Source organism: Polyangium jinanense, assembly GCF_028435365.1.
Map to the genome: position 1 here is coordinate 226,757 of NZ_JAGTJJ010000006.1, position 21,765 is coordinate 248,521.

The 21,765-nt window shown below is 70.8% G+C and carries 19 protein-coding genes; 6 read left to right on the forward strand and 13 right to left on the reverse strand.

The features are described from left to right. Positions 1-15: 15 nt before the first annotated feature. The 6 genes from KEG57_RS16030 to KEG57_RS16055 all read right to left on the reverse strand — a co-directional run bounded on the left by KEG57_RS16030 (position 16) and on the right by KEG57_RS16055 (position 7,016). A complete protein-coding gene (locus KEG57_RS16030) occupies positions 16-3,681 on the reverse strand; it encodes a serine/threonine-protein kinase (RefSeq protein ID WP_272418764.1) in 3,666 nt (1,221 codons plus the stop codon). A gap of 131 nt (positions 3,682-3,812) precedes the next feature. Beyond that, on the reverse strand, positions 3,813-4,262 hold the full coding sequence (locus KEG57_RS16035; protein WP_272418763.1) for a hypothetical protein: 450 nt from the start codon (positions 4,260-4,262) through the stop codon (positions 3,813-3,815). 405 nt (positions 4,263-4,667) lie between these two features. Next, complete coding sequence (locus KEG57_RS16040) at positions 4,668-5,087, reverse strand: hypothetical protein (protein ID WP_272418762.1); 420 nt, start codon at positions 5,085-5,087, stop codon at positions 4,668-4,670. Further along, complete coding sequence (locus KEG57_RS16045; protein ID WP_272418761.1) at positions 5,084-5,470, reverse strand: hypothetical protein; 387 nt, start codon at positions 5,468-5,470, stop codon at positions 5,084-5,086. Before KEG57_RS16045 ends, KEG57_RS16040 begins: the two co-directional genes overlap by 4 nt. Beyond that, positions 5,457-6,005, reverse strand: a complete 549-nt coding sequence (locus KEG57_RS16050) for an RNA polymerase sigma factor (RefSeq protein ID WP_272418760.1) — start codon at positions 6,003-6,005, stop codon at positions 5,457-5,459. The genes KEG57_RS16045 and KEG57_RS16050 overlap by 14 nt, the downstream gene beginning before the upstream one ends. A 12-nt stretch (positions 6,006-6,017) precedes the next feature. Beyond that, entirely contained in the window at positions 6,018-7,016 is a 999-nt protein-coding gene (locus KEG57_RS16055) for a Spy/CpxP family protein refolding chaperone (protein ID WP_272418759.1), read from the reverse strand. A 704-nt stretch (positions 7,017-7,720) separates the two neighbouring features. On the opposite strand from KEG57_RS16055, the gene KEG57_RS16060 reads away from it, so the two are divergent. Together KEG57_RS16060 and KEG57_RS16065 are read left to right on the forward strand one after the other, a co-directional pair. Further along, complete coding sequence (locus KEG57_RS16060) at positions 7,721-8,731, forward strand: AraC family transcriptional regulator (protein ID WP_272458594.1); 1,011 nt, start codon at positions 7,721-7,723, stop codon at positions 8,729-8,731. Positions 8,732-8,816: 85 nt separating this feature from the next. Next, the gene (locus tag KEG57_RS16065; protein WP_272458595.1) at positions 8,817-11,207 is read left to right on the forward strand and encodes an Ig-like domain-containing protein; all 2,391 of its coding nucleotides are present in this window, start codon (positions 8,817-8,819) and stop codon (positions 11,205-11,207) included. Here the strand turns inward: KEG57_RS16065 and KEG57_RS16070 are convergent. Beyond that, positions 11,197-11,931, reverse strand: coding sequence for a tetratricopeptide repeat protein (locus KEG57_RS16070; RefSeq protein WP_272458596.1), 735 nt, complete (start codon positions 11,929-11,931; stop codon positions 11,197-11,199). The two genes, KEG57_RS16065 and KEG57_RS16070, sit on opposite strands and share 11 nt — an antisense overlap. A gap of 67 nt (positions 11,932-11,998) precedes the next feature. On the opposite strand from KEG57_RS16070, the gene KEG57_RS16075 reads away from it, so the two are divergent. From KEG57_RS16075 to KEG57_RS16090, 4 genes are all read left to right on the forward strand, one after another. Continuing rightward, positions 11,999-12,556, forward strand: coding sequence for an endonuclease dU (locus tag KEG57_RS16075; RefSeq protein WP_272458597.1), 558 nt, complete (start codon positions 11,999-12,001; stop codon positions 12,554-12,556). A 10-nt stretch (positions 12,557-12,566) separates the two neighbouring features. Then, positions 12,567-13,115 carry a glycine cleavage system transcriptional repressor gene (locus KEG57_RS16080; protein WP_272418754.1) on the forward strand — a complete coding sequence of 183 codons (549 nt, stop codon included), beginning with the start codon at positions 12,567-12,569 and terminating at the stop codon, positions 13,113-13,115. Between the two features lie 151 nt (positions 13,116-13,266). Continuing rightward, positions 13,267-13,764 carry a bactofilin family protein gene (locus tag KEG57_RS16085; RefSeq protein WP_272418753.1) on the forward strand — a complete coding sequence of 166 codons (498 nt, stop codon included), beginning with the start codon at positions 13,267-13,269 and terminating at the stop codon, positions 13,762-13,764. 170 nt (positions 13,765-13,934) lie between these two features. Next, complete coding sequence (locus KEG57_RS16090) at positions 13,935-14,600, forward strand: type II toxin-antitoxin system RatA family toxin (protein WP_272418752.1); 666 nt, start codon at positions 13,935-13,937, stop codon at positions 14,598-14,600. Here KEG57_RS16090 and KEG57_RS16095 read toward each other — a convergent pair whose 3' ends face one another. From KEG57_RS16095 to KEG57_RS16120, 6 genes are all read right to left on the reverse strand, one after another. Then, on the reverse strand, positions 14,601-16,541 hold the full coding sequence (locus KEG57_RS16095) for a DUF2169 domain-containing protein (RefSeq protein ID WP_272458598.1): 1,941 nt from the start codon (positions 16,539-16,541) through the stop codon (positions 14,601-14,603). Further along, positions 16,538-17,185 carry a TetR/AcrR family transcriptional regulator gene (locus KEG57_RS16100; RefSeq protein ID WP_272418749.1) on the reverse strand — a complete coding sequence of 216 codons (648 nt, stop codon included), beginning with the start codon at positions 17,183-17,185 and terminating at the stop codon, positions 16,538-16,540. Before KEG57_RS16100 ends, KEG57_RS16095 begins: the two co-directional genes overlap by 4 nt. Then, positions 17,185-18,018, reverse strand: a complete 834-nt coding sequence (locus KEG57_RS16105) for an SDR family NAD(P)-dependent oxidoreductase (RefSeq protein WP_272418748.1) — start codon at positions 18,016-18,018, stop codon at positions 17,185-17,187. Before KEG57_RS16105 ends, KEG57_RS16100 begins: the two co-directional genes overlap by 1 nt. 416 nt (positions 18,019-18,434) lie before the next feature. Further along, positions 18,435-19,082: a hypothetical protein gene (locus KEG57_RS16110; protein ID WP_272418747.1), complete on the reverse strand. Its 648-nt coding sequence runs from the start codon at positions 19,080-19,082 to the stop codon at positions 18,435-18,437. Continuing rightward, positions 19,079-20,482: a selenium-binding family protein gene (locus tag KEG57_RS16115; RefSeq protein ID WP_272418746.1), complete on the reverse strand. Its 1,404-nt coding sequence runs from the start codon at positions 20,480-20,482 to the stop codon at positions 19,079-19,081. The genes KEG57_RS16110 and KEG57_RS16115 overlap by 4 nt, the downstream gene beginning before the upstream one ends. A gap of 173 nt (positions 20,483-20,655) precedes the next feature. Then, entirely contained in the window at positions 20,656-21,756 is a 1,101-nt protein-coding gene (locus KEG57_RS16120) for a hypothetical protein (protein WP_272418745.1), read from the reverse strand. Positions 21,757-21,765 lie beyond the last annotated feature (9 nt).

The following is a 21,765-nucleotide window of genomic DNA, read 5'->3' on the forward strand; positions in this document are numbered from 1 at the left end:
CGCGAAGAACCCTTCTCACGCGCTCGTGTCGTCGTCTTGCGAAGCACTTTCGGCCACGCCCCACGCACGCGCGAGCTCCACGGTGCGCGCGTTCTCCGGTACCGCTTCGAGAAACCACGCACGCCAAAGTGGATCACGGATTTTCGCGGCACGGCCTTCGAGGCGCTCGTACGCCGAGACGATCGCCTCGCGCGCCTCGGCCTCGAGCCCGAGCGAAGCGAGCGCCTCCGCCCGCACGAGGCGCACGAGGGACTCGCCCTCTTCGATGCCGCCGAGGGATTCGAGCAGGCGCATGGCTTCGTCCGCAGGCCCGAGCGCCGCGCGCGCGTCGCCGCGAAAGATCGCGATTTGCCCGAGGACCGCGAGCGCGTGCGCGCGGACGGGCGGGTGCGCGGCGAGGAGGTCGATCGCGGCGCGGACCTCGGCCTCGGCCGCCGCGAGGTCGCGGCCGGCGAGGCGGATCATGCCGAGGTAGAGGCGCGCATACCCCTCGACGCGGCGATCGCCCTGGCGTGTGGAGGTCGTGAGCGCCTCACGCGCGAAGGCGTGGGCCTCGGGGAGCTGGCCCTGGCGCGCGAGGGCGAGGGCGAGGTTGAGCTTCGCGTGCGCGACGAGCGCGCCGAGGCCGAGGCGCTCGGCCTGCGCGAGCGCATCCCGCAACGAGGCCTCGGCCCGCGCATAATCGCCGAGCTCGTTCGTCGCAGAGCCGACGTTCGCGCGCTGGACGCAAGCATTGCGGAGATCGCCGACCGCCTCGAAGCGGACGGCCGCAGCCTCGAACTCGCGCACGCTCGTGCCCGCGTCGCCCGCGAAAAGCGCGCGGAAGGCGCGGGCGCGGTGCACGGACGCGGCGACCTCGGGGTCGACGGCGACGACGCGCCGGTCGAGCATGTCGAGGGCTCGGAACATGGCCTCGGCATGGTCGTGATGGCCGGCCATGAGGAGCTGGAGCGCCGCGCGCGCGACGGCGATGACGTGCGGACCGCCGGACTCGCCCTCGGCGCCGAGCGCGGAGAGCGCCTCGAAGATGGCCACGAGCGCGGCGTCGTCGCCGAGGTTGCCCGCCGCGAGCACGACCTCGCCCGCGGCGCTGTACCAGAGGGGGCTGCCGATCGGGAAGAGGCCGAGCGCGTCGTGCCCGGCTTCGAGCGCGGCCCGATGCTCGCCCTTCCACTTGCGGGCCTGCGATTCGAAGAGCCGAAGCGCGCCGCGGACCTCGCCCGCCGAAGCAGCCGCGATGCCCCGCGCGACCCACGCGAGCACAGCGTCGAAATCGCTGGCCTCGAAGGCGGCCTCGGCCGCGAGGCCCGCCCACGGGACGGCGCGATCGGACGCGCCGGCGAGGCTGAAATGCTCGGCGAGGACAGCAGGCTCGGTGTCGCCCGCGCGTTCGAACCACGCACCGACCGCGAGGTGGAGCCGCGCGCGCTCCACGGCGTCGAGCGAGGCATACGCGACCTCGCGGACGATCACGTGCCGGAAGGCGTGCTCCTCGCCCCACGGGGTGCGACCGGCGCGACGCACGACGAGCTCGGCCGCGAGGAGCTCGGCGAGGGCCTTGCGCTCGGCTTGCCACGGCTCCGTGCCCGTGCGCGCGGAGGCGCCGCCGGGCAGGACGGAGAACAAGGCGCCGGGCCAGAAGCGCGCGCCAAAGACGCTTGCAGCGCGGAGGAGGCGCTGTGCGAGGGGCGAGAGCGAGGCGATGGCGCGGCCGACGAGCTCGGGGGTTGGCCCCGACGGCACGTCTTCTCCCGCGCGTACCGCGCGCGTGAGAATCTCCAGGCGAAGCGGACTGCCGAGGCCGCGCTGCACGATCCGCGTGACGAGCGCGGGCTCCGCGGCCTCGCCGAGGCCATGCCGGACGATCGCTTGTGCCGCATCGGAGAGCAGGGCCGGAAGGGGCAAGGCGCGCGCGCGGCCAGCCGCGAAGGACGGGGGCGCGTCCGTGACGAGCAGGAAGAACGGGCGCGAGGCGAGGCTCGACAGCGCGCCTTCAAAGAGGCCGATGCTCGCCGCGTCGGCGCGGGCGAGGTCTTCGAGCACGACGAGCACGGGCCGCGCATCGCATTCGGCGGCGAGCCAGTCCTCGAACGCGCGGCGGACGTGGTCGCCCATGAGCCGTGCGTCCTGCCGCGCCGCGCGGAGCGGGACGCTCGTGTCGTCCGGGAAAGGCACGTCCGTGAGCTCGCCGAGGAACTCGACCACGCGGCCCGCCGACGCGGGCGAGAGGTGCCGCGCCAGGCGTTCGAGCAGTTTGTCGCGCCTCGCGGAGAGTGAATCCGCGCGGGAGAGGCCGGCGGCGTTACGAACGAGGTCGGCCGCGAGGGCAAAGGCGGCGCCCTGGGCGAGCGGCGCTGCCTCGGCGGTGAAGACGGAGACGGGGCGGACGATGCCCTCGGCATCGAGCAGGCCGCCGCGCTGATCGAGGGCGCGGACGACCTCGGCGACGAGGCGGGACTTTCCCACCCCGGGCTCGCCGGTGACGACGAGCGCCGAAGGTTTGCCCGTGGAGACGACCGCGCCGAACGCCCGCAAGACCTCGTCGATCTCGCGCTCCCGACCGACACACGGCGAGGGCCGGCCGAGGAGCGTGTGGGGGACGAGCGTGGTGTCGTCCTCGGAGCCTGCGAGCGCGAGCGCGGCGCCGGGGAGCACCTGCGTCTGCGGGGCGGAGGCGGAAACGCTCTGGCGATACCAGGCGTCGAGGGGCAAGGTCGACGCGCCGCCATCGGGACGCGGGGACGTGTTCAAGGTGGGCACGTCATCGGGGAGCCCGACGCCGGTGACCTCGAAGAGATCCTCGATCGGCGTGGCCGCGCCGAGGCGATGGAAGGGCACGCCGCCCTGGACCCACGCCGTCTCCGCGTCGTCGAGCATGGCGATCTCGACCGCGACGGCCGCGCCGTCAGCAGGCCTGTGCGCGGGCTCGTGCGAGAGCATGCGCGCGATGATTTCGTCGAGCGCGGCGGGCGTGTCGGGACGAACGTCGGCGGGGCGCGGCGGCTCGGGCGCGAGCATCTTGGAGAGCAGCACCATGAGGTGCTCGGCCTCGAAGGCGGGTCGCCCCACGAGGCACTCGTAGAGGACGCACCCGAGCGCGAAGACGTCAGCGCGAGGATCGACGGTGCGCGCGCCGAGGGCCTGCTCGGGGGCCATGTAGCCCGGTGTCCCGAGGAGGATGCCCGTGCGTGTCGCAGGCCGCGTCGCCTGGGGCCGCGCGATGCCGAAGTCGAGGATCTTCACGCGGCCGATGTCGCGATCCGGGAGGAAGAGGTTGCTCGGCTTGATGTCGCGATGCACGACGCCACGCGCATGCGCCGCGCCGAGGGCCTCGGCGACACGCACGCCAAGGGTGAGCGTCTCGGCGATGGAGAGCGGTCCGCGCTTCAAGCGCTGCGCGAGGTCCTCGCCTTCGAGCCACTCCATCGCAAGGAAGAGCTCGCCAGAGGGCGCGGCGCCATGCGCGACGTACCGGACGATGCCGGGGTGATCGAGCTCGGCGAGCACGTAACTCTCGCGCGCGAAGTGGCCGGCAAACGGAGCGCCCGCGGCGTGCAGGACCTTGAGCGCGACACGCGCGCCGGTCGCCCGATCGAGCGCGCGATACACCTCGGCCATGCCGCCCGCGCTGGCGAGCCGCTCGATGGCGAAACGGCCGCCGAAGAGCTCGGCCGGGGTCACGGGCGGCAGCCTACCTCCACGACGCGGGGCGCGTAAAGCCGGCCTCACCTCCATCCCCTCTCCACGCGGTTGCGAGGTCGCTCTCCGCATCCGTCACGACGGCACCGTCGAGGGCCCGACGTGCTGCGCCGTCATTCTCGCGTCGATATGCGCACGACCAGCCGGTCCTCGGTCGTCTCCAGGATCTGGATATCGAACACGAGCGTCTTGCGCGTCAGCGGATCATAGCACTGGGCTCGCAGTGTGCGCTCGGTCAGCGTGGCGAACGTGCCACGGCACAAGTAGTGCGCATCCGCGGGGTGGAGGCGGAGCGTCGAGAAAGAGCCGTCGCGGCCAAAATGTAGCGTGTTTCGGTAGCGCGAGGGCCCGAGGTCGACGCGCTGGGGCACGAAGACCATCCGGTCCTCCGTCGAATTCGCGCGATCCTCGTGCCAGTCGCCGTGGATCGTCGCCCGAAATTCCGCGATCCGGAGCAACGGCAGCGCGTCCTCGGAGACGTCCGCGCGACCGGCAGCGGGCGAAAGGAGCAAAAGGGCGCATAACGCGCGGGACGCGCGCGGCCGACGGGTCGTTGTTTTCACGAATTCCTCCTGGACGATGGCCCAGTCGGGATCCTGGGGCGGGCGGAGGCAGCCGTCGACGGGCGCCGTGCTGAGCATTGGTCTCATCGCAGGCCGCCGCGCCGGGGCGCCGCCCCGGACCCCGCGGGGGCTGTTCGCCCCTCGACCCGAACCAGCGCAAGCGCTGGACCTTTTGTGGAAGAACTGCGCTCCGCGCAGTTCTTCCGCAGGCCGGTGGGACCGCCCCGCCCGTCGAGACGTCAGCGCTGCTGTCGCCCGTCTCGACCGGGCCTGTGCGATGAACTGCGCATCGCGCAGTTCATCGTCCTGGGTCCAGCCCCTGGCTGGTCCGGGTGCAGGGGCGGACAGCCCCTGCTGGGGCCTGGGGCAACGCCCCAGCACAGCGGCGTCGACATGAGACCGAACTCATTCAGGCGGCGGGCCTGGCGGCGGCGGCGGCGGGAACGGGCCGTGTGGCCTTCGCTTGCGCTTCTCGACGAACTCCTGGAAGCGCACGCGCTGGGAGGCGTCGAGGACCTCGACGATACGATCGTCGGTGCTCTTGTGCAGCGCTTCGAGTCCGTCGCGACAAGGCTTCATCGTGCGCTCGAGCTCGCCGTCGGAGTCGCGGAAGATGGATTCGACCCGGACCACCTGATCGGCCGTGAGGTCGAGGTGCCGGCGCATGGACTCGACCCGGAGGTGCGTGCGCACCTCGCCCGGCGGGCCGCCGAAGCGGGAGCGGAGGTCCTGGAGCATGTACGCGCGCATCGCGCCCGCGCCGGCGACGCCGCCGAGCACGAACACGCCCGCGAGCACGAAGGCGGGGAGCAGGCGGGATTTCATTCGTACACCTCGACGGAGGCCACCGACTCGAGGACGGCCGAGTCGTAGCCTGTCTCCGCCGTTCGCGACAGCCAGAGGCCGAGGACCGCGGCCGCCGCGGCGCCGATCAGGGCGAACCGGCCGAACCGGACGACGCCGGACGACCACGGAGGTTCGGCCGGACGCGCGCCGCGGCCCGCGCCTACCTTGGCCATCACGGACGACGCGAAATCCTCGCTCGGGGCGAGATCCGAGGTCTCGCGGGCGATGCGCGCGAGCCTTTCGTTCGGAGGCTCGATGGCGAGGAGCACGGCCTCGGTGAGCTCGTCGGTCGGGCGCAGATCCTCGGTGGCGTGGGCGAGGGCTGCGAGATGCGAAAACGGATCTTGTTCACGCGTGACCATCGGACACCTCCCCCGCCTCGGTCTTCGTGCGTAGCGCGGCCCTCGCTCGCACGAGGCGCTGCTCGAGCGCCCCCTCGCTGCATCCGAGCGCCTCGGCGGCCTCCTTCGCCGAGAGTCCCTCCACGGTCACGAGCACGAGGGCCGCGCGATCTTGTGGCTGGAGGGCCTTGAGCATCGCGTCGAGCTCGTTCAGGGCGACGCGCGCCTCGGCGCGCACGAGCCCGTCGAAGCGGGGCTCGCCCGTCTCCTCGGCGGGACGCTCGCGGCGCTTGCGAAGGAGGTCGACGCACGCGTTCGTCACGATTCGGTAGAGCCAGGTCTCTATCTTGGCGCGGCCATCGTAGCGACCATCCGAGAGGGCGCGGAAGGCGCTGGCGTAGGCGTCCTGGAGCGCGTCTTCGGCGTCGGCGAGGTTGCCGACGAGGCGCGCCGCGAGCCGATAGAGCGGCACGCGCGTGTGGTCGACGATCGGCCGGAAGGCCGCTACGTCTCCACCGGCCACGCGCGCTGCGACGAGCCTCAGATCGACGGACATGCGCGCCGGACTCTACCGCGAGGGCGGCGCCTGCGTCTCGCCGTGTTCGCGTCCGCCGTGCTTGCCGCGGAAATGCGGCGGCATCTGGGGGCCTTCCTCGATCCGCTGAGCGAGCGTGCTCCGCTGCTCGGCGTCGAGCACCGGCACGATGGCGGAGAGCGCCTTCACGAGGTGATCACCCATCTCCGGCCGCATCTCCTTCGAGGGCAGGAGCGCCTCGGCGTCGAATTTTTCGCTTCGGAACGCGTCGAGCCCTGCCTTCATCCGGGTGCGCATCTCCTCGTGCTTCTTCGCCCACGCCTCCCGATCCATCCCCTCGGGCTTCTCGGGCCGCGACGCCTCGAGTGCCGACTTGATCTGCGCGCGTTGCTCGTCGCGGAGGTCGAGCCCGTGCAGGAAGAAGCCCATCGGCCCGTGCTCGCCGCGAGGACCACGCATCGCGCCCTCGGGGCCGCGCGGACCACGCTCGCCGTCCTCGGGACCACGCGGGCCGCGCGCGTGCTTCATGCCTTCCGGCCCGTGCTTCGCCATCCGCTCCTCGACGTGCGCCACGAGCTCCGCGCGCTGGGCCGGGGTGAGCGTCGCGTGCAGCGTGTTGAGCGCCTTCGCGACGGCCGCGCGCCGCTCGTTCGCGATCTTCTCCCCGTCGCCGAGCTTCGCCTTCACGGCGGCCTCGTCGATCTTGCCGGCGCGCACGCCGTCGGCGAGCGCCTTGTGGAATGCCTTCCGATCGGCCTCGTGCGCGTCGCCGAGCGTCGAGAGCGCGCCCTCGATGGTCTTGCGCTGGGCGTCCGTCAGGTCGAGCTCGTGGAGCGCCGTCACGAGCAGCTCGCCGCCGCCGTGGTGACGACCGAACTTGCCGCCGCGCTCGTGCGGGGCCGCCTGGGCTTCCTGCGAGGCTTCCGAGGCCGAGGCGACCTCTTCGTCCGGGCTCGCCGACGCACAACCGCCCAGGGCGAGGGCAAGAGCGAAGGTAAGGGGCGCGAAGAACTTCTGGGTACGGGTGAACATGATGGTCTCTCCTCGGCCTCGCTCGTGATGCATCAGCGAGGTCTCGATCCAACTGACGGGGCGAGCCGGCCGATCCCTACGCGGGAGCGATGTTTTTCTCTCCGGCGGCAAGGGCGGAGGTTCGTTCCGCAAGGGCGGGGTCGTGTTCCGCGACGGCGGGGGCGTGTTCCGCGACGGCGGGGTCGTGTTCCGCAACGGCGGGGTCGTGTTCCGCAACGGCGGGGTTTCGTTCCACTTGGGCGGGGTCCTGTTCCACTTGGGCGGGGTCCTGTTCCACTTGGGCGGGGTCGTGTTCCGCGACGGCGGGGTTTCGTTCCACTTGGGCGGGGTCCTGTTCCACTTGGGCGGGGTCGTGTTCCGCGACGGCGGGATCGCTCGCGCCAAGGGCGGGGTCGTGTTCCGCAAGGACACGATGCCTCGCGCCAAGGACACAACCGCTCGCGCCAAGGACACAGCCGCTCGCGCCAAGGACACAACCGCTCGCGCCATGGACACAGCCGCTCGCGCCATGGACACAGCCGCTCGCGCCATGGACACAGCCGCTCGCGCCATGGACACAACCGCTCGCGCCAAGGACACAACCGCTCGCGCCAAGGACACAACCGCTCGCGCCAAGGACACAACCGCTCGCGCCAAGGACAAAGGTGCCTTTCGTTCCGGCTATAGTCTTCGCCGCGATGCCTGCGCGTGCCCTCGTACGACCGATGCGCTCCCAGATCGTCGGCCCGATCCTGTCGCGTCTCCGGAGCCTCGGCGTCGATCCTTCCCCGCTCGTCGAGGCCTTCGGTCTCCCTCCCAGCGCAGAAACCGAGCCCGACGTCGTCCTGCCGCTCGCGAAGCTCTACGCGTTCCTCGACGAGGCCGGGCGCCTCGCGAACGATCCGTTCCTCGGCGTGCACCTCGCCGCGCAGCTCGAACGCGGCACCTACGACCTGCTCGAGTTCAGCTGCCTGAGCGCGCCGACCGTGCGCGAAGCCCTGGTCCGCGTCGCTCGTTACACGGCGCTGCTGAACGATCTCGTCGTGGCGACCTTCGAGGAGCGCGGCGGCGTGGGGCTCCTCCAGCAGCGGATTCCAGGCGCGCCGCTGTGCCTCGGGAGGCACGCGAACGAGTGCTTCGTGGTCCTCGTGCTCCTTCGCACCCGCGCGCTTTCGGGTGTTTCCGTCGTGCCGGAGCGCGCCTGGTTCGGCCACCCCGCGCCGCGCGATACCTCGGCGCTCGCCGACGCGCTGGGGACGCATCGGTTGGAGTTCGACGCAGGCGCGACAGGGCTCGCGCTCCCCGGCGACGCGCTCGATCTCCCGCTCGCGACCTCGGATCCACGGCTTTTGTCGGTCCTCGATCGTCACGCCGAGCGCTCCCGCGTGGCGCGCGAGCGGCCGCACGACTTTTGCGGGGAGGTGCGGCAGCGCGTGTTCGAGAAGCTGCGTGATGGCGCGCCTGATCTCGAGGTCGTCGCGCGCGAGCTCTCCATGAGCCCGCGCACGCTTCAGCGACGCTTGACAGAGGAGGGCACGACGTTCCAGGAGCTCGTCGACGGGCTGCGCCGAGAGCTCAGCGGCGCCTACGTGCGCGATACGGAGATGCCGCTCGCGGAGATCGCGGTAGTCTTGGGGTACCGCGAGACGGGCGCGTTCTTGCGCGCATTCAAGCGCTGGTACGGCGTCGCGGCGAGCCAGATGCGCGGCGCGCGGGCTCGCTCTGGCGCGCCCTGATCTCATTTCTGGCGCCCGCGGATCTCGCGTGAATCGGAGGGGCAATGGGAAGATCGCCCCGTCACCCCATTCACGAGGAGCCTTCATGCAGAGCCGCGTTGCCATCTTCCTTTTCACCGTCGCGAGCCTCGCGGGCGGCGTCGGATGCGACGCCGAGTCGCAGACGACGAGCGGGAGTTCCAGCAGTGGGACGGGCGGACCGGGCGGACAAGGCGGCATGGGTCCCGGCGGCGCCGGTGGCACGGGCGGCATCGGCGGGATGGGTCCCGGCGGCGCCGGTGGAATGGGCGGCGAGGGCGGCGCAGGCGGGAGCGGAGGCGCTGGCGGAAGCGGCGGCGGGAGCGGAGGCGCTGGCGGAAGCGGTGGCGCTGGCGGAAGCGGAGGCGCGGGCGGCGCAGGCGGCATGGGGGCGGGCGGGATGGCCGGCTCCGGTGGCATGGGCGGCGAGGGCGGCTCCGGTGGAATGGGCGGGGCCGGCGGCATGGGCGGCATGGGCGCAGGCGGCGCGGGTGGCATGGGCGGCGCGGGTGGCTCCGGCGGCTCGGGCGGCGGCGCCCCGATGTGCGTGACTCCCGCCGATTGCCCCTCGCCCGGCACCCCGTGCATCGTCGCCACGTGCGAGGCCGGCGCCTGCGGCACTTCGTTCGTGGCCGCGGGGACGCCCACGGCAAATCAGCACGCCGGCGATTGCCGCGTCGAGCAATGCGATGGTGCCGGGAGCACGACGAGCGTCGTCGATGCGAACGACATTCCGAACGACGGGAACGTCTGCACGAGCGATCTTTGCGACGCGGGCGTCCCCGTGCATCCGCCCCTCCCCGCCGATACGGTCTGCAACGCGAATGACGGCAAGCTCTGTGATGGAAGCGGTGCCTGCGTCGAGTGCAACACCGGCCCGCAATGCCCGAGCGGCGTGTGCATGGGCCACGTTTGCCAGCCGGCGAGCTGCGACGACGGCGTGAAGAACGGCTCGGAGACGGACGTCGATTGCGGCGGCGGAACCTGTTTGCCCTGCGCCTCGGGGCAGGCCTGCACCACGGCGGCCGATTGCCAGACCGGCGCGTGCATCGGAGGCATCTGCGATGCCCCCGCGGTCGTGAGCACCACGCCGACCGACGCGGCGACGGGCGTGGCCGCGGGCGCGACGGTGGCCGTGACGTTCAGCATGCCCATGAATCCGGCGACGCTCGGCGCGCAGACGGACATCGGCCCGTGCACGGGCACGATCCAGCTCTCGACCGACGATTTCGCCTCGTGCCTCGGCTTCGCCGCCCAGGCGCCCACGATGTCGAACGGCGGCACCGTCGCGACGCTCGTCCCGGCGCCGGCGCTTTCGTACGGCACGACGTACAAGCTGCGCGTGACCACGGTGGCAGAGGATCCGTATGGGAATGCCCTCGGCGCGGCGTACACGCAGATGACGGGCTTTTCGACCGGCGCGCCGCCGCCATCGTGCATCGGCTCCGTGGTGATAAGCCAGGTCTACGGTTATGGGGGCGAGTCCGGTGCGACGTACTTGAACGATTACATCGAGCTGCACAACCGCGGTAAGACGCCGGTGACCCTGAAAGAGTGGTCGCTGCAATTCGCGTCCGGAAACGGGCTCTTCTACACCTCGTCGTACCTGACCAACAAGACGATTCCGCCCGGCGGTTATTTCTTGATCCAGGAGGGTTCCGGGATCGGGAGTTATGGCACCTGGCTCCCGGTGCCGCCGGACGTCACGCACACCGCCTCGGTCTACAGCGGCAATGGCAAGGTAGCGCTCGTGAGCAGCTACACGCAGGTGACCGGCGGTTGCCCCCTTGGCAACACGTCGCTCGTCGATTTCATCGGCTATGGGCAGTTCGCGGATTGCTACGAGGATGTGGACAAGGAAGACGCTTTGCCCGGGCCCTATACGGGCGATCCGAAGAAAGCGGTTTTCCGCGTCGACGACGGTTGCAAGGACACGAACGACAACGGGGCCGATTTCGTGGTCGGCACCGCCGCCCCGCGGAGCACCTACGGCACCCCGGCCCACATCTGCGATTGCGGCGCCGACGACGCGACCATGAACGAGTCGGATCTGCCCGCCGAGATCGATGATTGCAATCTGCAATTCCCGACGTCGCTCACGGTGGCCGCCGGTCAGGCGACGCCGCTCGTCTACGGCCGCGTCTACGAGGCCGACATCACGAATCTGAACGGCGTGAATGCCACGGTGAAGGCCGAGGTCGGGTACGGCCCGGCCAACGTCAATCCGACGAGCCAGAGCGGCTGGCAATGGTTCCCGGCCACGTTCAACCAGCAATACGGCAACGACGACGAGTACCAGCGCTCGTTCACCGCCCCGGCCGCCGGCACCTACCGCTACACCTACCGCGTGAGCCTCGACGGCGGGCGCTGGACCTACTGCGACACGGACGGCGCGGGCTCGAACCCGGGCCTCAGGTTCGACCCGGCCAAGCTTCCGGTCCTCACCGTCACGCCTTGATGATCGACATCTGGCGCAGCAGGATCTCCCCCAGCAGGCGCTCGAGCCGCTGACGGAACCCGCTCTCCCTGCCCGGCGGCGGCGCTGGAAGAGCCTCGAGACAAGCTGTCACATGCGCGCGAGCTTCCTCGCATCGTCCGAGATCCAGGAGGCTCCGTCCGATGAAATAACCTGCGATCCGCAGAAGCCGGCTTTCGGTGCGGCCTTGCGGCATCTGCTCGACGGCTCGGCATAACCGCTCGGCGAAGTCGAGCGCTTCCAGGGGCTCTCCGAAGTCCAGCAAGAACTCACAGAGCCCGAGGTGCCTGTCGTCGACACGGCTCGTGGTGGAATCGCCTTGGCTCCACGCCTGCACGGCTCGACGCACGAGGGCAAGGGCCTCGTCACGGTGACCCATGGCCTGCTTGTAGATGGCCAGGTCCGCGGCCACGGCGACGATGTAGCGACCCTCGGCCGGAGGAGACGTGCCTGCCAGCCGAAGGGCCCGTTCGCCCAGAGCCACGGCCTCGGCCCAGTCACCCGGTTCGTCTTCTTGCCACGCGGAGAACGTTTGAAAGACCCAGAGAAGACAAGGCCGCAGCTCGGGGGCATCCGGGCCGTAGCGTTGCTCTGCGAGGAGGACGGCCTGGCGAAAGACTTCCCTCGCGCGCACGAGCTCCTTGGCTCGGAAGAGGGATTGCCCTCGAGCCATGAGCTCGCGCAGGTCGGGATCCTCGATGGGCATGGGCTGGCCTTCTCCTGTATCAAGGATGGCAGGGGGCGCGCGAGTCATCCTCCGCGCCCCGAAGCCCATGAGCCCTTTCTCCCACGTCATCGGCGTCGACGACGCGCCCTTCCCGCGCGCGCACCGCGGCGACGTGCCGATCGTGGGCGTCGCGTTCGCCGGAACGAGGCTCGAAGGTGTGCTCTCCTCGAAGGTGCGGCGCGACGGCGCGAACGCCACGGATGTCCTCGCCTCGATGATCAGCCGCTCGCGCTTCGCCGCGCATACACGGCTCGTGATGATGGAAGGCATCGCGCTCGCGGGCTTCAACGTGGTCGACATCCACGCCCTCGCCGCGCGGCTCGGCATGGCCGTGCTGGTCGTGTCGAAGCGCGAGCCGAACGTCCCGGCCGTGCGGCACGCGCTGCTCGAAAAGGTCCGCGGCGGCGCCCGGAAATGGAAGCTCGTCGAGAAGGCGGGGCCGATGGAGCCGTGCGCCGACCTCTTCATCCAGCGCGCGGGCCTCGGCATGGACGAGGCCACGGCGGTGATCCGACGGCTCGCCGTCCACGGTCGCCTCCCCGAGCCCGTCCGGGTCGCGCACCTCGTCGCCAGTACGCTCGCGGTCCCCGGCGCGATTGACTAGGATGCGCCGCATGACGCAACAAGACGTGTACGTGGTCCTGTCCTGCCTGGGACCCGATCGGCCGGGCCTCGTCGCGGAGGTGACGGAGTACCTCACCAAGCACGGGGGCAACGTGGAGGACAGCCGCATGGCCATCCTCGGCGCCGAGTTCGGCATCCTCCTGCTCGCCTCGGGTCCCCCGGAAACCGTGGGCGCCATCGAGAAGGACCTCGGCGAGCTGCAGAAGAGCACGGGCCTCACCGTGCTCGCGCGCCGCACGAAGGCGCCCGAGGAGCACCGGCGCGCCCCCACGATCCCGTGTGCCGTGACGGCCGAGGCGCTCGATCACGAGGGCATCGTGCGCGCCGTGACGCGGGCGCTCGCGCACGCAGGCGTGAACATCGTGTCGCTCGAAGCCACCGCGTACGCCGCGCCGGTCACGGGATCGCAGCTTTTCCGCATGGAAGCGCGCATCGACGTGCCCCAGTCGGTCGGCGTGAGCAAGCTGCGCAAGGCGATGGACGTGGTCGCCGAGGAGCAAAACCTGGAGATCGAGGTTCGCTCGCTCATCAAGTCCTAGAGCGCCGAAACGTTCGGCGCTCTGCGAGATCGCGAAGCGAACTCGCCTCGGGGGTGAATCGGCCGGGCTTTGCCCGGACGAGAGGGGGACGCGAGGCGTCCCCCTCGGGACGGTTGCTCTTGGGGGTGGGGGTGGAGTAAGGCACGGAGGCATGGAGCCGCTCTCCGGACAGGATGATCTGCCGCCGCGCGTGGAGGCCTCGGCCGCACAGGCTGGGCATCGGCCCACGGAGATCAACGCCCTGCTCGGGCGAGGTACCCGCTTCGAGGGCAAGCTCTACTTCGAGGGCCGCGTCCGCCTCGACGGCGACTTCCAGGGCGAGATCCGTGGCGACGACGTGCTCGTCATCGGCGACGGCGCCCGCGTCTCCGGCGACATCCTTGTCGGCGCGTGCATCGTCACGGGGGGCGAGGTCAACGCGAGCATCCGCGCCCGCACCGCCATCGAGCTCTACGCCCCCTCCAAGGTCACGGGCGCGCTGCACGCGCCGGCCATCTTCATCGATCGCGGCGTCCAATTCGACGGTACTTGCAAGATGGCCCCCCTCGACGAGGCCGATACGCGCACGAGCAAGGAAGCGGCGCCGCCTCCCTCGACGCCGGCGCCGCCGACCCCCGCCTCCCCGGCACCGCCGGCAGGGCGGGAGTGAACGAACTGTCACGCCCCCGCAGGATCCGCGCGCCGGAGAACGCCGCGATCCTCTGAAATCCTGCGGTTTTCGTGGGTCACTCCCATCTTCCGACGTGGCCGGCATGCCTCGTGCACTTCGGGAGGGCGACGACGACGACGAATCCACGTTGTCGTTTTCCGGAGACACCCATGATGCTTCGCCTGCGCCACATCGCCTTCGCGTTGCTCACGACCCTGACCACCCTCGGCGCCGTGCCGAACCTCGCGCGCGCGGGCGATGAAGAAGCCGCGCGGCTCGAGGCCCGCGGCAAGGCGCAGCGATACACGCAAAAGACGACGGATCCGGAGAGCTCGATCGACACGGGCGGCGCGGCGATCCTGGTGCACGCGCCGATCGACGAGGTGCGGCGGATCGTCACGGATTACCGGCACTACGAGAAGGTCATCAAGCCCTTCAAGCAGAGCAAGCTGCTCTCGCGGACGAAGGGCGTGAGCGAGGTGTACCTGGAGGTGCCGATCCTGCACGGCGCCGCGACGGTCTGGGTCGTGACGAAGATCGGACAGCCTGTCAAAGACGGGAACGAGGAGCGCATCACCGCGAAGATGGAGCGCGGGAACGTGGACGATTTCCGCGCCACGTGGAGGCTGCGCGCGGTGGACGGGGAGCGGACGATCGTAAAGCTCGAGATCCTCGTCGACCCGAAGATGCCCGTGCCCTCGTCGGTGGTGACGCCGGAGCTCTGCACGGCCGCGGACAAGGCCGTCACGGGGGTGCGTGATCAGGCCGAGAAGAACCACGCGGCGTCCTCGGTCGCGCGCGCCGAGAAGCAGAGCGTCTCCGCCGAGGGCATCTGATCACGAAGCGCGCGCCGCGCCGAGCGCCGCGGCGAGCTTCGACATGAGGCGGGGGTCGTCGACCAGCCGCTCTGCCCACACGCGTCCCAATCGCGCCTGATCCGAAGGCTCGAGCCCGAGCTCGGCGAGGACCTCCGCCGTCGTCCCGCGCTCGGCGGCGACCTGGAGGCGTGCATGCTCGGCGAGCCCAACAGGCAAGCCGAGCCGCTCCTGCGTCGCGTGATAGGCGGTGTCGTAAGCGAGCAACAACCGACGCTCTCCCTGCGTGGCTTCCTGGGCCATCGCGTCGGCCCAGTGCCGCTCCACGGAGGCCCACGACGCGCTGGAGAGAGCGTTCAGCGCGAGGAGCGCGTCGCGACCGTCGGGACGATGGCGCAGCTCGGCGGCGACCGCAGCGCAGCGGTCGATGGGGATCGAGGCGGGATCGAAGGGAACGGGGGAGCTCGACGGCGGAGGATCGGCGGGAGCGGGCGCGGGTGCGGCTGCGGGCGCAGGCGCGGACACGCGCGGGGGCGCGGCGACCTTTCCTCCCTGCACCGGCCCCGGACGCGGCGGCGAGGGGCGCGGGGGGCCTGCACTCGGACCCGCGGGTTTCGCGAGGCGCGGCGCGAGCGGCGCGGGCGGCTTGATCGGCAGCTTGCTCGCCGGCGTGGCCGGCTTGCCGGTCGAAGGCGGCGGGGCGGGCGCGTCCGGAAGCGGCTCGACCCGGCGTCCGATCTCACGCCCCTTCGACGACGGCGGCGCCGCGGCCTTCGGCATGTCGAGCGTCGTGTCCTCGGTGAGCGGCTCCGCGATGAGCTTCGGCGACGGCGACGGCGACGGCGGCGACACGGGCGGCGGCGGCAGCGGCGGCGCCGCGATGGGATCCGGGGGAGGAGGACGGAAGGGCAAGGCGGCCGTCAGGCTCGGCAGGCCGACCTCGTTCCGATCCGTGGGCATCGGTATCGTGCGCGTGCGCTGCCGCTGCGAAGCATCGGGCGGCGCGGGATCCACGAACCGGATCGGCGGCGCCTCCGCCTGCTCCGGCAGCACCATCGTATCGCCGCTCTTCGGGGCGATGAGCACCGCGTCGTGCCGCATCTCCAGGAGGTTCAAACCCGCCTCGACGTCTTCCTCCAGCGACTCGCCGAGGCGCAGGAACCGATCGATCCGCTCGGGCCGGATGCGCTTCCCTTCCGGATGCGCGGCGACCACGATCTTGCCCACGTCGGCCTCAGCGCCGCTCTTCAGATCGGCAAGCCCGCGGAACGTGAGGACCATCGTCTTTTGCTCGGCGTCGATGCAGAGCGTGTCGCAGCGGAGCGCGATCTCGGTGACGCGCCCGCCCTTTGGATCGACGCGGAAGGCGTGGGGGCGGCGCTGCGGCAGGCGCGTCTCGATCCGGCCGGGCATGGGGAGGATGCGGTCCATGCCGATCGAAGCGGCGATGCGAAGCAGGTCGATCCGCTGCTCACGCGGCGCGCACTGGAAGAAGGCGAACTCGAAGCCCTCGGGCGGCGGGCCCGCGGCGAGCGCCTCTCCGGCGAGCACTCCCTGCGCCCAGGCGTACGCCTCGTCGCCGAGGAGCAGCCTGCGCGAAGGCGCTTGCGGCGGCATCGGGCCGCCGGCCGGGAGGATGGCACCTTCGACGGCGACACGCGCCTCGGGGTCGGTCGCGCCGAGGACGAGGACGTCCACGCGGGGCTTGAGCGGCGAGAGATCCTCGGCGCCGCCCTCGGCGAGGGTCGTCACGGGTACCTGCGTCTCCGTGACGGTCGCCTCGCCGCCGGGCACGATGGTGAACGTCGCCTTGACGATCACCGTGAGCGAATAAGCGCCCGGCGCAGCCTGCCAGATCAAGGCCCCGGCGCGAAAGGGGCAGAGCGAAAGGACCTCCACGCGGCGCGCAGTGTACGAAGAGCGAGCGGCGTCGGCGAGGGCTTCTTCGTGGGTCCCCGTCAACGATCCTTCCGCCGAGCCCTTTGCCGGAGGCCCGGGGGCCGCCGCCGGGGCGCACGGCGGAGCGCTTGCCAGATGCGCTCGGGCAGCTCCCGGGCCGCCTCGTCGAGGTCGATCTCGGGGGCGCCGGCGAGCCAGCGCCGGGCCGTCTCCGCGACCGGGCCGATGACGAGCATCTCGATCAAGGGCTCGGGCAGGGCCACGATGCGGCCGGCCTTCACGTGGGGCCGGAGCCACGCGGAGATGGCGGCGATGCGGTCCTGCTTGGAGGCGGCGATCGTGGCTGCGTGGGCGGGCAGGAAGCTCGCATACGCCGAGGCATGCACGAAGCGCGCGGACGCGGGCTGCGCGGCGGTGTGTCGCAAGTAGGCCTGCACCAGGGCCGCGACGCCGGCGCGGGCCCCGCGTACGCCTTCGAGCGAGGCCACGAGATCATCGAGCAGCGCGCCCATGCAGCGGGCATACAACGCGGCGGCGAGGCCGTCGGCATTGCCGAAATGGTGATACAGGCTGCCGAGGCTCACCCCGCTCGCGGCCACGACGGCGTGCACGGTGAATGCCTCGTGCCCGCCTTTCGCGAATACGTCGAGCGCCGCATCCAGCAAGCGCTTCGTCGTATCCTCGCCGCGCTTCTGCTTCGGCGCCATCAACCCGCCTCACCAAGCCCGGACAGCTTTTGCGCCTGCGCCCAGAGCCCGGCCGCGAGCGTTTCCTTCCGCGCGACGGGGTGAAGCTCCGTCTCCATGTCGAGGTGATAGTACCTTCCCGTCACACCTTCGAGCGCCGGATCGAGCGCGAGCTTCACGACGGGCCGCGCGCCCTCCTCGGGTGATTTCCAAAGCCGCTTCACCACGCGCAAGAGTCCGCCGAGCAGCCCCTTCCGATCCCCGAGCCCCGTGCGAATGACGCCCGGATGCAGCGCGAGGATCGTCGGTCCGCGCTCTTTCCACCGCGCCGCGAATCGCGGGACCAAGAGCAAGTTGCAGAGCTTCGTCGTGGGATAGGTCCCGAGCGGATGAAAGTCGTCCCCGGTGGGCGTTTTTTCGAGATCGGGACGACCCTTCACGTAAATGCCCGCGCTCACCTGCACGACGCGGCTCCGGCTCTCGACGAGGCGCGCTTCGAGCAGGTGATTGAGCATGAAGGGCGCGAGGTGGTTCACCACGAAGGCCATCTCGAGCCCGTCCTCGTTCAGGGTCCGCTCGCTCGGCCAGAGCCCCGCATTGTGGATCAACACGTCGATACGCGGACAGGTCGCGAGGATCGCCTCCGCCGTTTCTCGAATGCCACGTTTCGTGGAGAGATCCCCCCAGACGAGCGTGACCTCCCCAGGCCCCGCGCCGCCGAGCTCGTCACGCGCTCGCTCCCCGCGCTCCCGGTCCCGCGCATGCAGCACCACGCGGCACCCGCGCGTGACGAGCTCCCGCGCCACGGCATGCCCGATGCCCCGGTTTCCCCCCGTGACGACGACGGTCTTCATACGCCGAGCGTAGCCCGGAACTGGAACAAGGTTCTAGAACTTTGTTCCAGTTCTTGCCTGCGCCCAGAGGGTGCTCCACGGCGTCGCGCCGGGGTTTCACCCCGGGCCCCACCAGGGGCTGTCCGCCCCTGGACCCGGACCAGCGCAAGCGCTGGACCCGGGGTCGATGAACTGCGCGATGCGCAGTTCATCGAACAGGCCAGGTCAAGACCAACGACGATCCTGCCAACCAAGACAGAAGCGTTGACGGTTCAACGGGCCACGCGCCCGTCGCCAGCGTGCAACGCACCTCCATGGTCTTGCCACCGGCCTGTGGGAAGAACTGCGCATCGCGCAGTTCTTCCCCAAATGGTCCAGGGCTTGCCCTGGCGAACAGCCCCCGCGGGGTCCGGGGCAGAGCCCCGGCGCGGCGCCGTTCAGAGCACGAGCCCGATCACCCCTGCGAGGATCAAGGCCCCCGCCCAGACGCGATCGAGGTCGAACCACGCGCGCCGGAGCATCGCGAGCCCGACCTTGTAGTAGACGATCAGCGCCACGATCGCCGAGACCGCCAGCATCGCCAGCGTGTGCAGCGAGATCGCGGCCAGGTATCCGCCGGGACTCGACAGCGAGATCCCCGCGGCGTCGTGGCACGACGGGCCGTGGCAAGGCGCGGGGTTGTCCTCGCCGAGCACGAAGACCGGCAGCAGCATGAGCCCCGCGCCGTGCGCCGTGGCCATCAGGAACGACCACACCACGAGGTCACGCGCGCTCACGCGCATGCCCACCCAGCGCGGGTGCCGCGGGCGCACGAGCTTGAAGATGCCGAACGCCACGAGCACCCCGCCGGTGATCCACGGCAAGATGCCCGTCGGAATGCTCGCCTTGCCCGCCGCGAGCAGCCCCACCGCGAGGCCCACGCTCGCGGCGTGGCCGATCGCGATGGGGACGAGCGCGCGTAGCACGGCTTTTCCGCTCTTCTCTTGCAGCCCGAGCGCCACCGCGAAGAGCCAGCCCATGCCGGGGCTCAAGCCGTGGTAGGCGCCGAGGGCCGCGAGCGTGATCCAGGGCCAGATGCTGGTCACGGGTAGCAGAACGAATCCGAGGAAGCGTCGCCGCCTTCGAGCCGGACCTGGTGGGCCCGGCGCGGCCCGAAGTCCACGAAGAAGTCCGGATCCAGCTCGATCCCGCCGCCTTCCTTGACGTCGACCTTGACCATCCAGCCCTTGAGCCCGTCCGGGTAGAACTGCTCATCCCAGGTCGTGTAGAGGCCGCTCGTGAAATAGATGCGCTTGCCGTCGCGGCTCACCTCGACCATCTGCGGCGCGCCCGTGAGCGGACCGCCCGAGCGCGGGTGCGGCGTGCGCCGCGCGATGCCGCCGATGTGCACCGAGCCCACGTGTTTCGGCTCGTGCGGGTTCGACACGTCGTACTGCCGGAGCTCGCCCGTGCCCCAGCAGGACACGTAGAGGTACTTGTCGTCGAGCGACAGGTTGATGTCCGTCACGAGCGGCGGCACGGCGCCGAAGCCCTTGAGCAGCGGCGGCAAGAGGTCCGCCGAGGCGGGCTCGGCCGGGATCGTGATCACCTTCTTGATCGCCCAGCGCTCGCCTTCGCGGTACCAGAGCCAGACCGAGGCCGAGAGGTCCGCGACGCTGATGACCACGCCCATGAAGCCCCAGGCCTTCGTGGGATCGTGGGCCGGGCGCAGTTCGAGGGCCATCTGGTGCTCGTCGCCGATGTCGAGCGCCTGGACGTGCTTGCGGCGCCTGAGATCCCAGACGTGCAGCCGATGGCCGTACTTCTTGCCGAGGAGCAGCTCCGGCACCACGCCGTTCTCGATCATGTTCGGTGTGCCCCACTCGCTCGAAATCAGCGTGTCGTGGCCGAGGTGCCACCAGAAATCGTAGTGCAGGTGCTGCGGCCCGCGGTCGATCTCCCAGCGGCCGAGCACGTCGAAGCTCTCGCAGTCGAGGACGAAGATGCCGCCGGGGCCCTCGCCCGCGGGGTTGCCGAGCGCCGAGACGTAGATCCCGTCGGGCCCGCAGTGCAGCGTGTGCGGGCGCGAGTAGCCGGTGCGCGAGGCGATCTCCTCGGCCTCGATCGTGCGGACGAGCTTGGGCCTGCGCGGATCGAGCTTCGTGTCGAAGACGTAGATGCGCGACGAACGCAGGGCCGGCAGCATCAGGTAGCGGCGCTCCACGTGGGGGTGCGGCGCGTACGGGCAGAGCGCGGCGCTGCACGCGTTCCAGCCGGAATGATGCAGCTCGTCGCCGAAGTTCGGCACCTCGGCGAGGGCGATGATCTGGCTGTACGTGGGCGACCGCGGGTCGAGGTCGACCGTGGCGAGGCCGTCGCGGAGCGGGTTCGGGCGTCCGAGCACGGCGTTCGCGTCCGGGGCGGCGACGTAGGCGAGCCGCTCGCGCGGCGCGTCCATGGCCATACGCGGCGACGGATAAAACGTGGGATCGGGTCGGAAGGGCATGGCTTCTCCGGGGAGACGGCGCGAGCATAGGGCCATGTCGTGCTTTCTTGAAAGACAAATGATGCACGAAAGGCTGCTCTCATAACGCTGTTTGCCGCGGCAGGCTGCGGCCCGAGCGTCGACGTGGATTCGCCTCCGCACGTGGTCTCGTTCGAAAAACCAGGCGCTGAAGCTCACCGCTCCGCCGCGCGGATCACCATCGCCCCGGCCGCCGCGCGCGCCGCGACCACGGTCATCCCCTCCCCCGCGACCGGCGCATGAAGCTCATCGCTCTCCATGCCCGTCACCACCGTCGCTTCCGCGCCCAGATCCGCCGGCTGCCGGAACAGCGTGGCGGGCGCTCCATTCCGCCATTGCACCCATTCGATGAAGCCCCCCCGCGCCGTCGGCCGCACATACGGCCGCGCCGTCTCGATGTCCACGACCGCCACGTCCGTCTCCCCGGACGCACCCACGTCCCCCACGATCAGCGTATACGCGCTGAACTTCGGCTCCGGGTGCAGCGGCCCCCATTCGAGGTAGACCACACGCTCGTCGGCGCCGAGAAGCGGAAAGGCTTGTTTTCCCGGCCGCGCGCGGCGTGTCGTTCGTCCCGTCCCGCGCTCCATCACGACCACATCCGAAGCGTCGGTCGCATTCTCGTCGAACCGGCCGTCGGCGTCCTCCGCGAAATCGGCAAACGCCACGTACGTATCCGAAATATCGGGAAATCGCTGCTGTCCGGGTCCGCTCGCCACGACGATGACAGAGGCCTTTCCCGGCTCGTAAAGAAAAATATCCGTATCCCCCGCCTCCTCCGCCGAGAGCCAGGCCGTGAACACCACCGCATCCCCCGCGGCGCGAGGCTCCCCCGCGTGATCAAACGGGCCCGTCACCGTCCGCGTCGCTCCCTCCGCGCGCACCCGCACCACGCGCTGCCCCGCCTCCAGGGCTTCCCAGGCCACGACCCCGCCGAACGCCGTGGGCCGCCGCGGCGCCTCGACCGCCTCCGCGAGCGTCTCCTCGCCGCCCCGCGCGAGATCCCGCGCCCGCAGCGATCCATCCGGATGCACGTACACGAGAAGGCAACTCGCCACGGCGTGCGGCGCATATCCCAGCGAATACCCGTTTTCCCCCGAGCCGTCCGTCGCCGCGACCTCGATCCCCTCCGCCGCCGTCGCCGCGCAAACGAGCGGCGCCGTTCCATCGGACGAACCCTCCGCCTCCGCGCCGCAACCCGCGAGACAAATCGCCCCGAAAAACGCCACCCATGTCCGCATTGCATCCCTGCCCATCACGTCCAC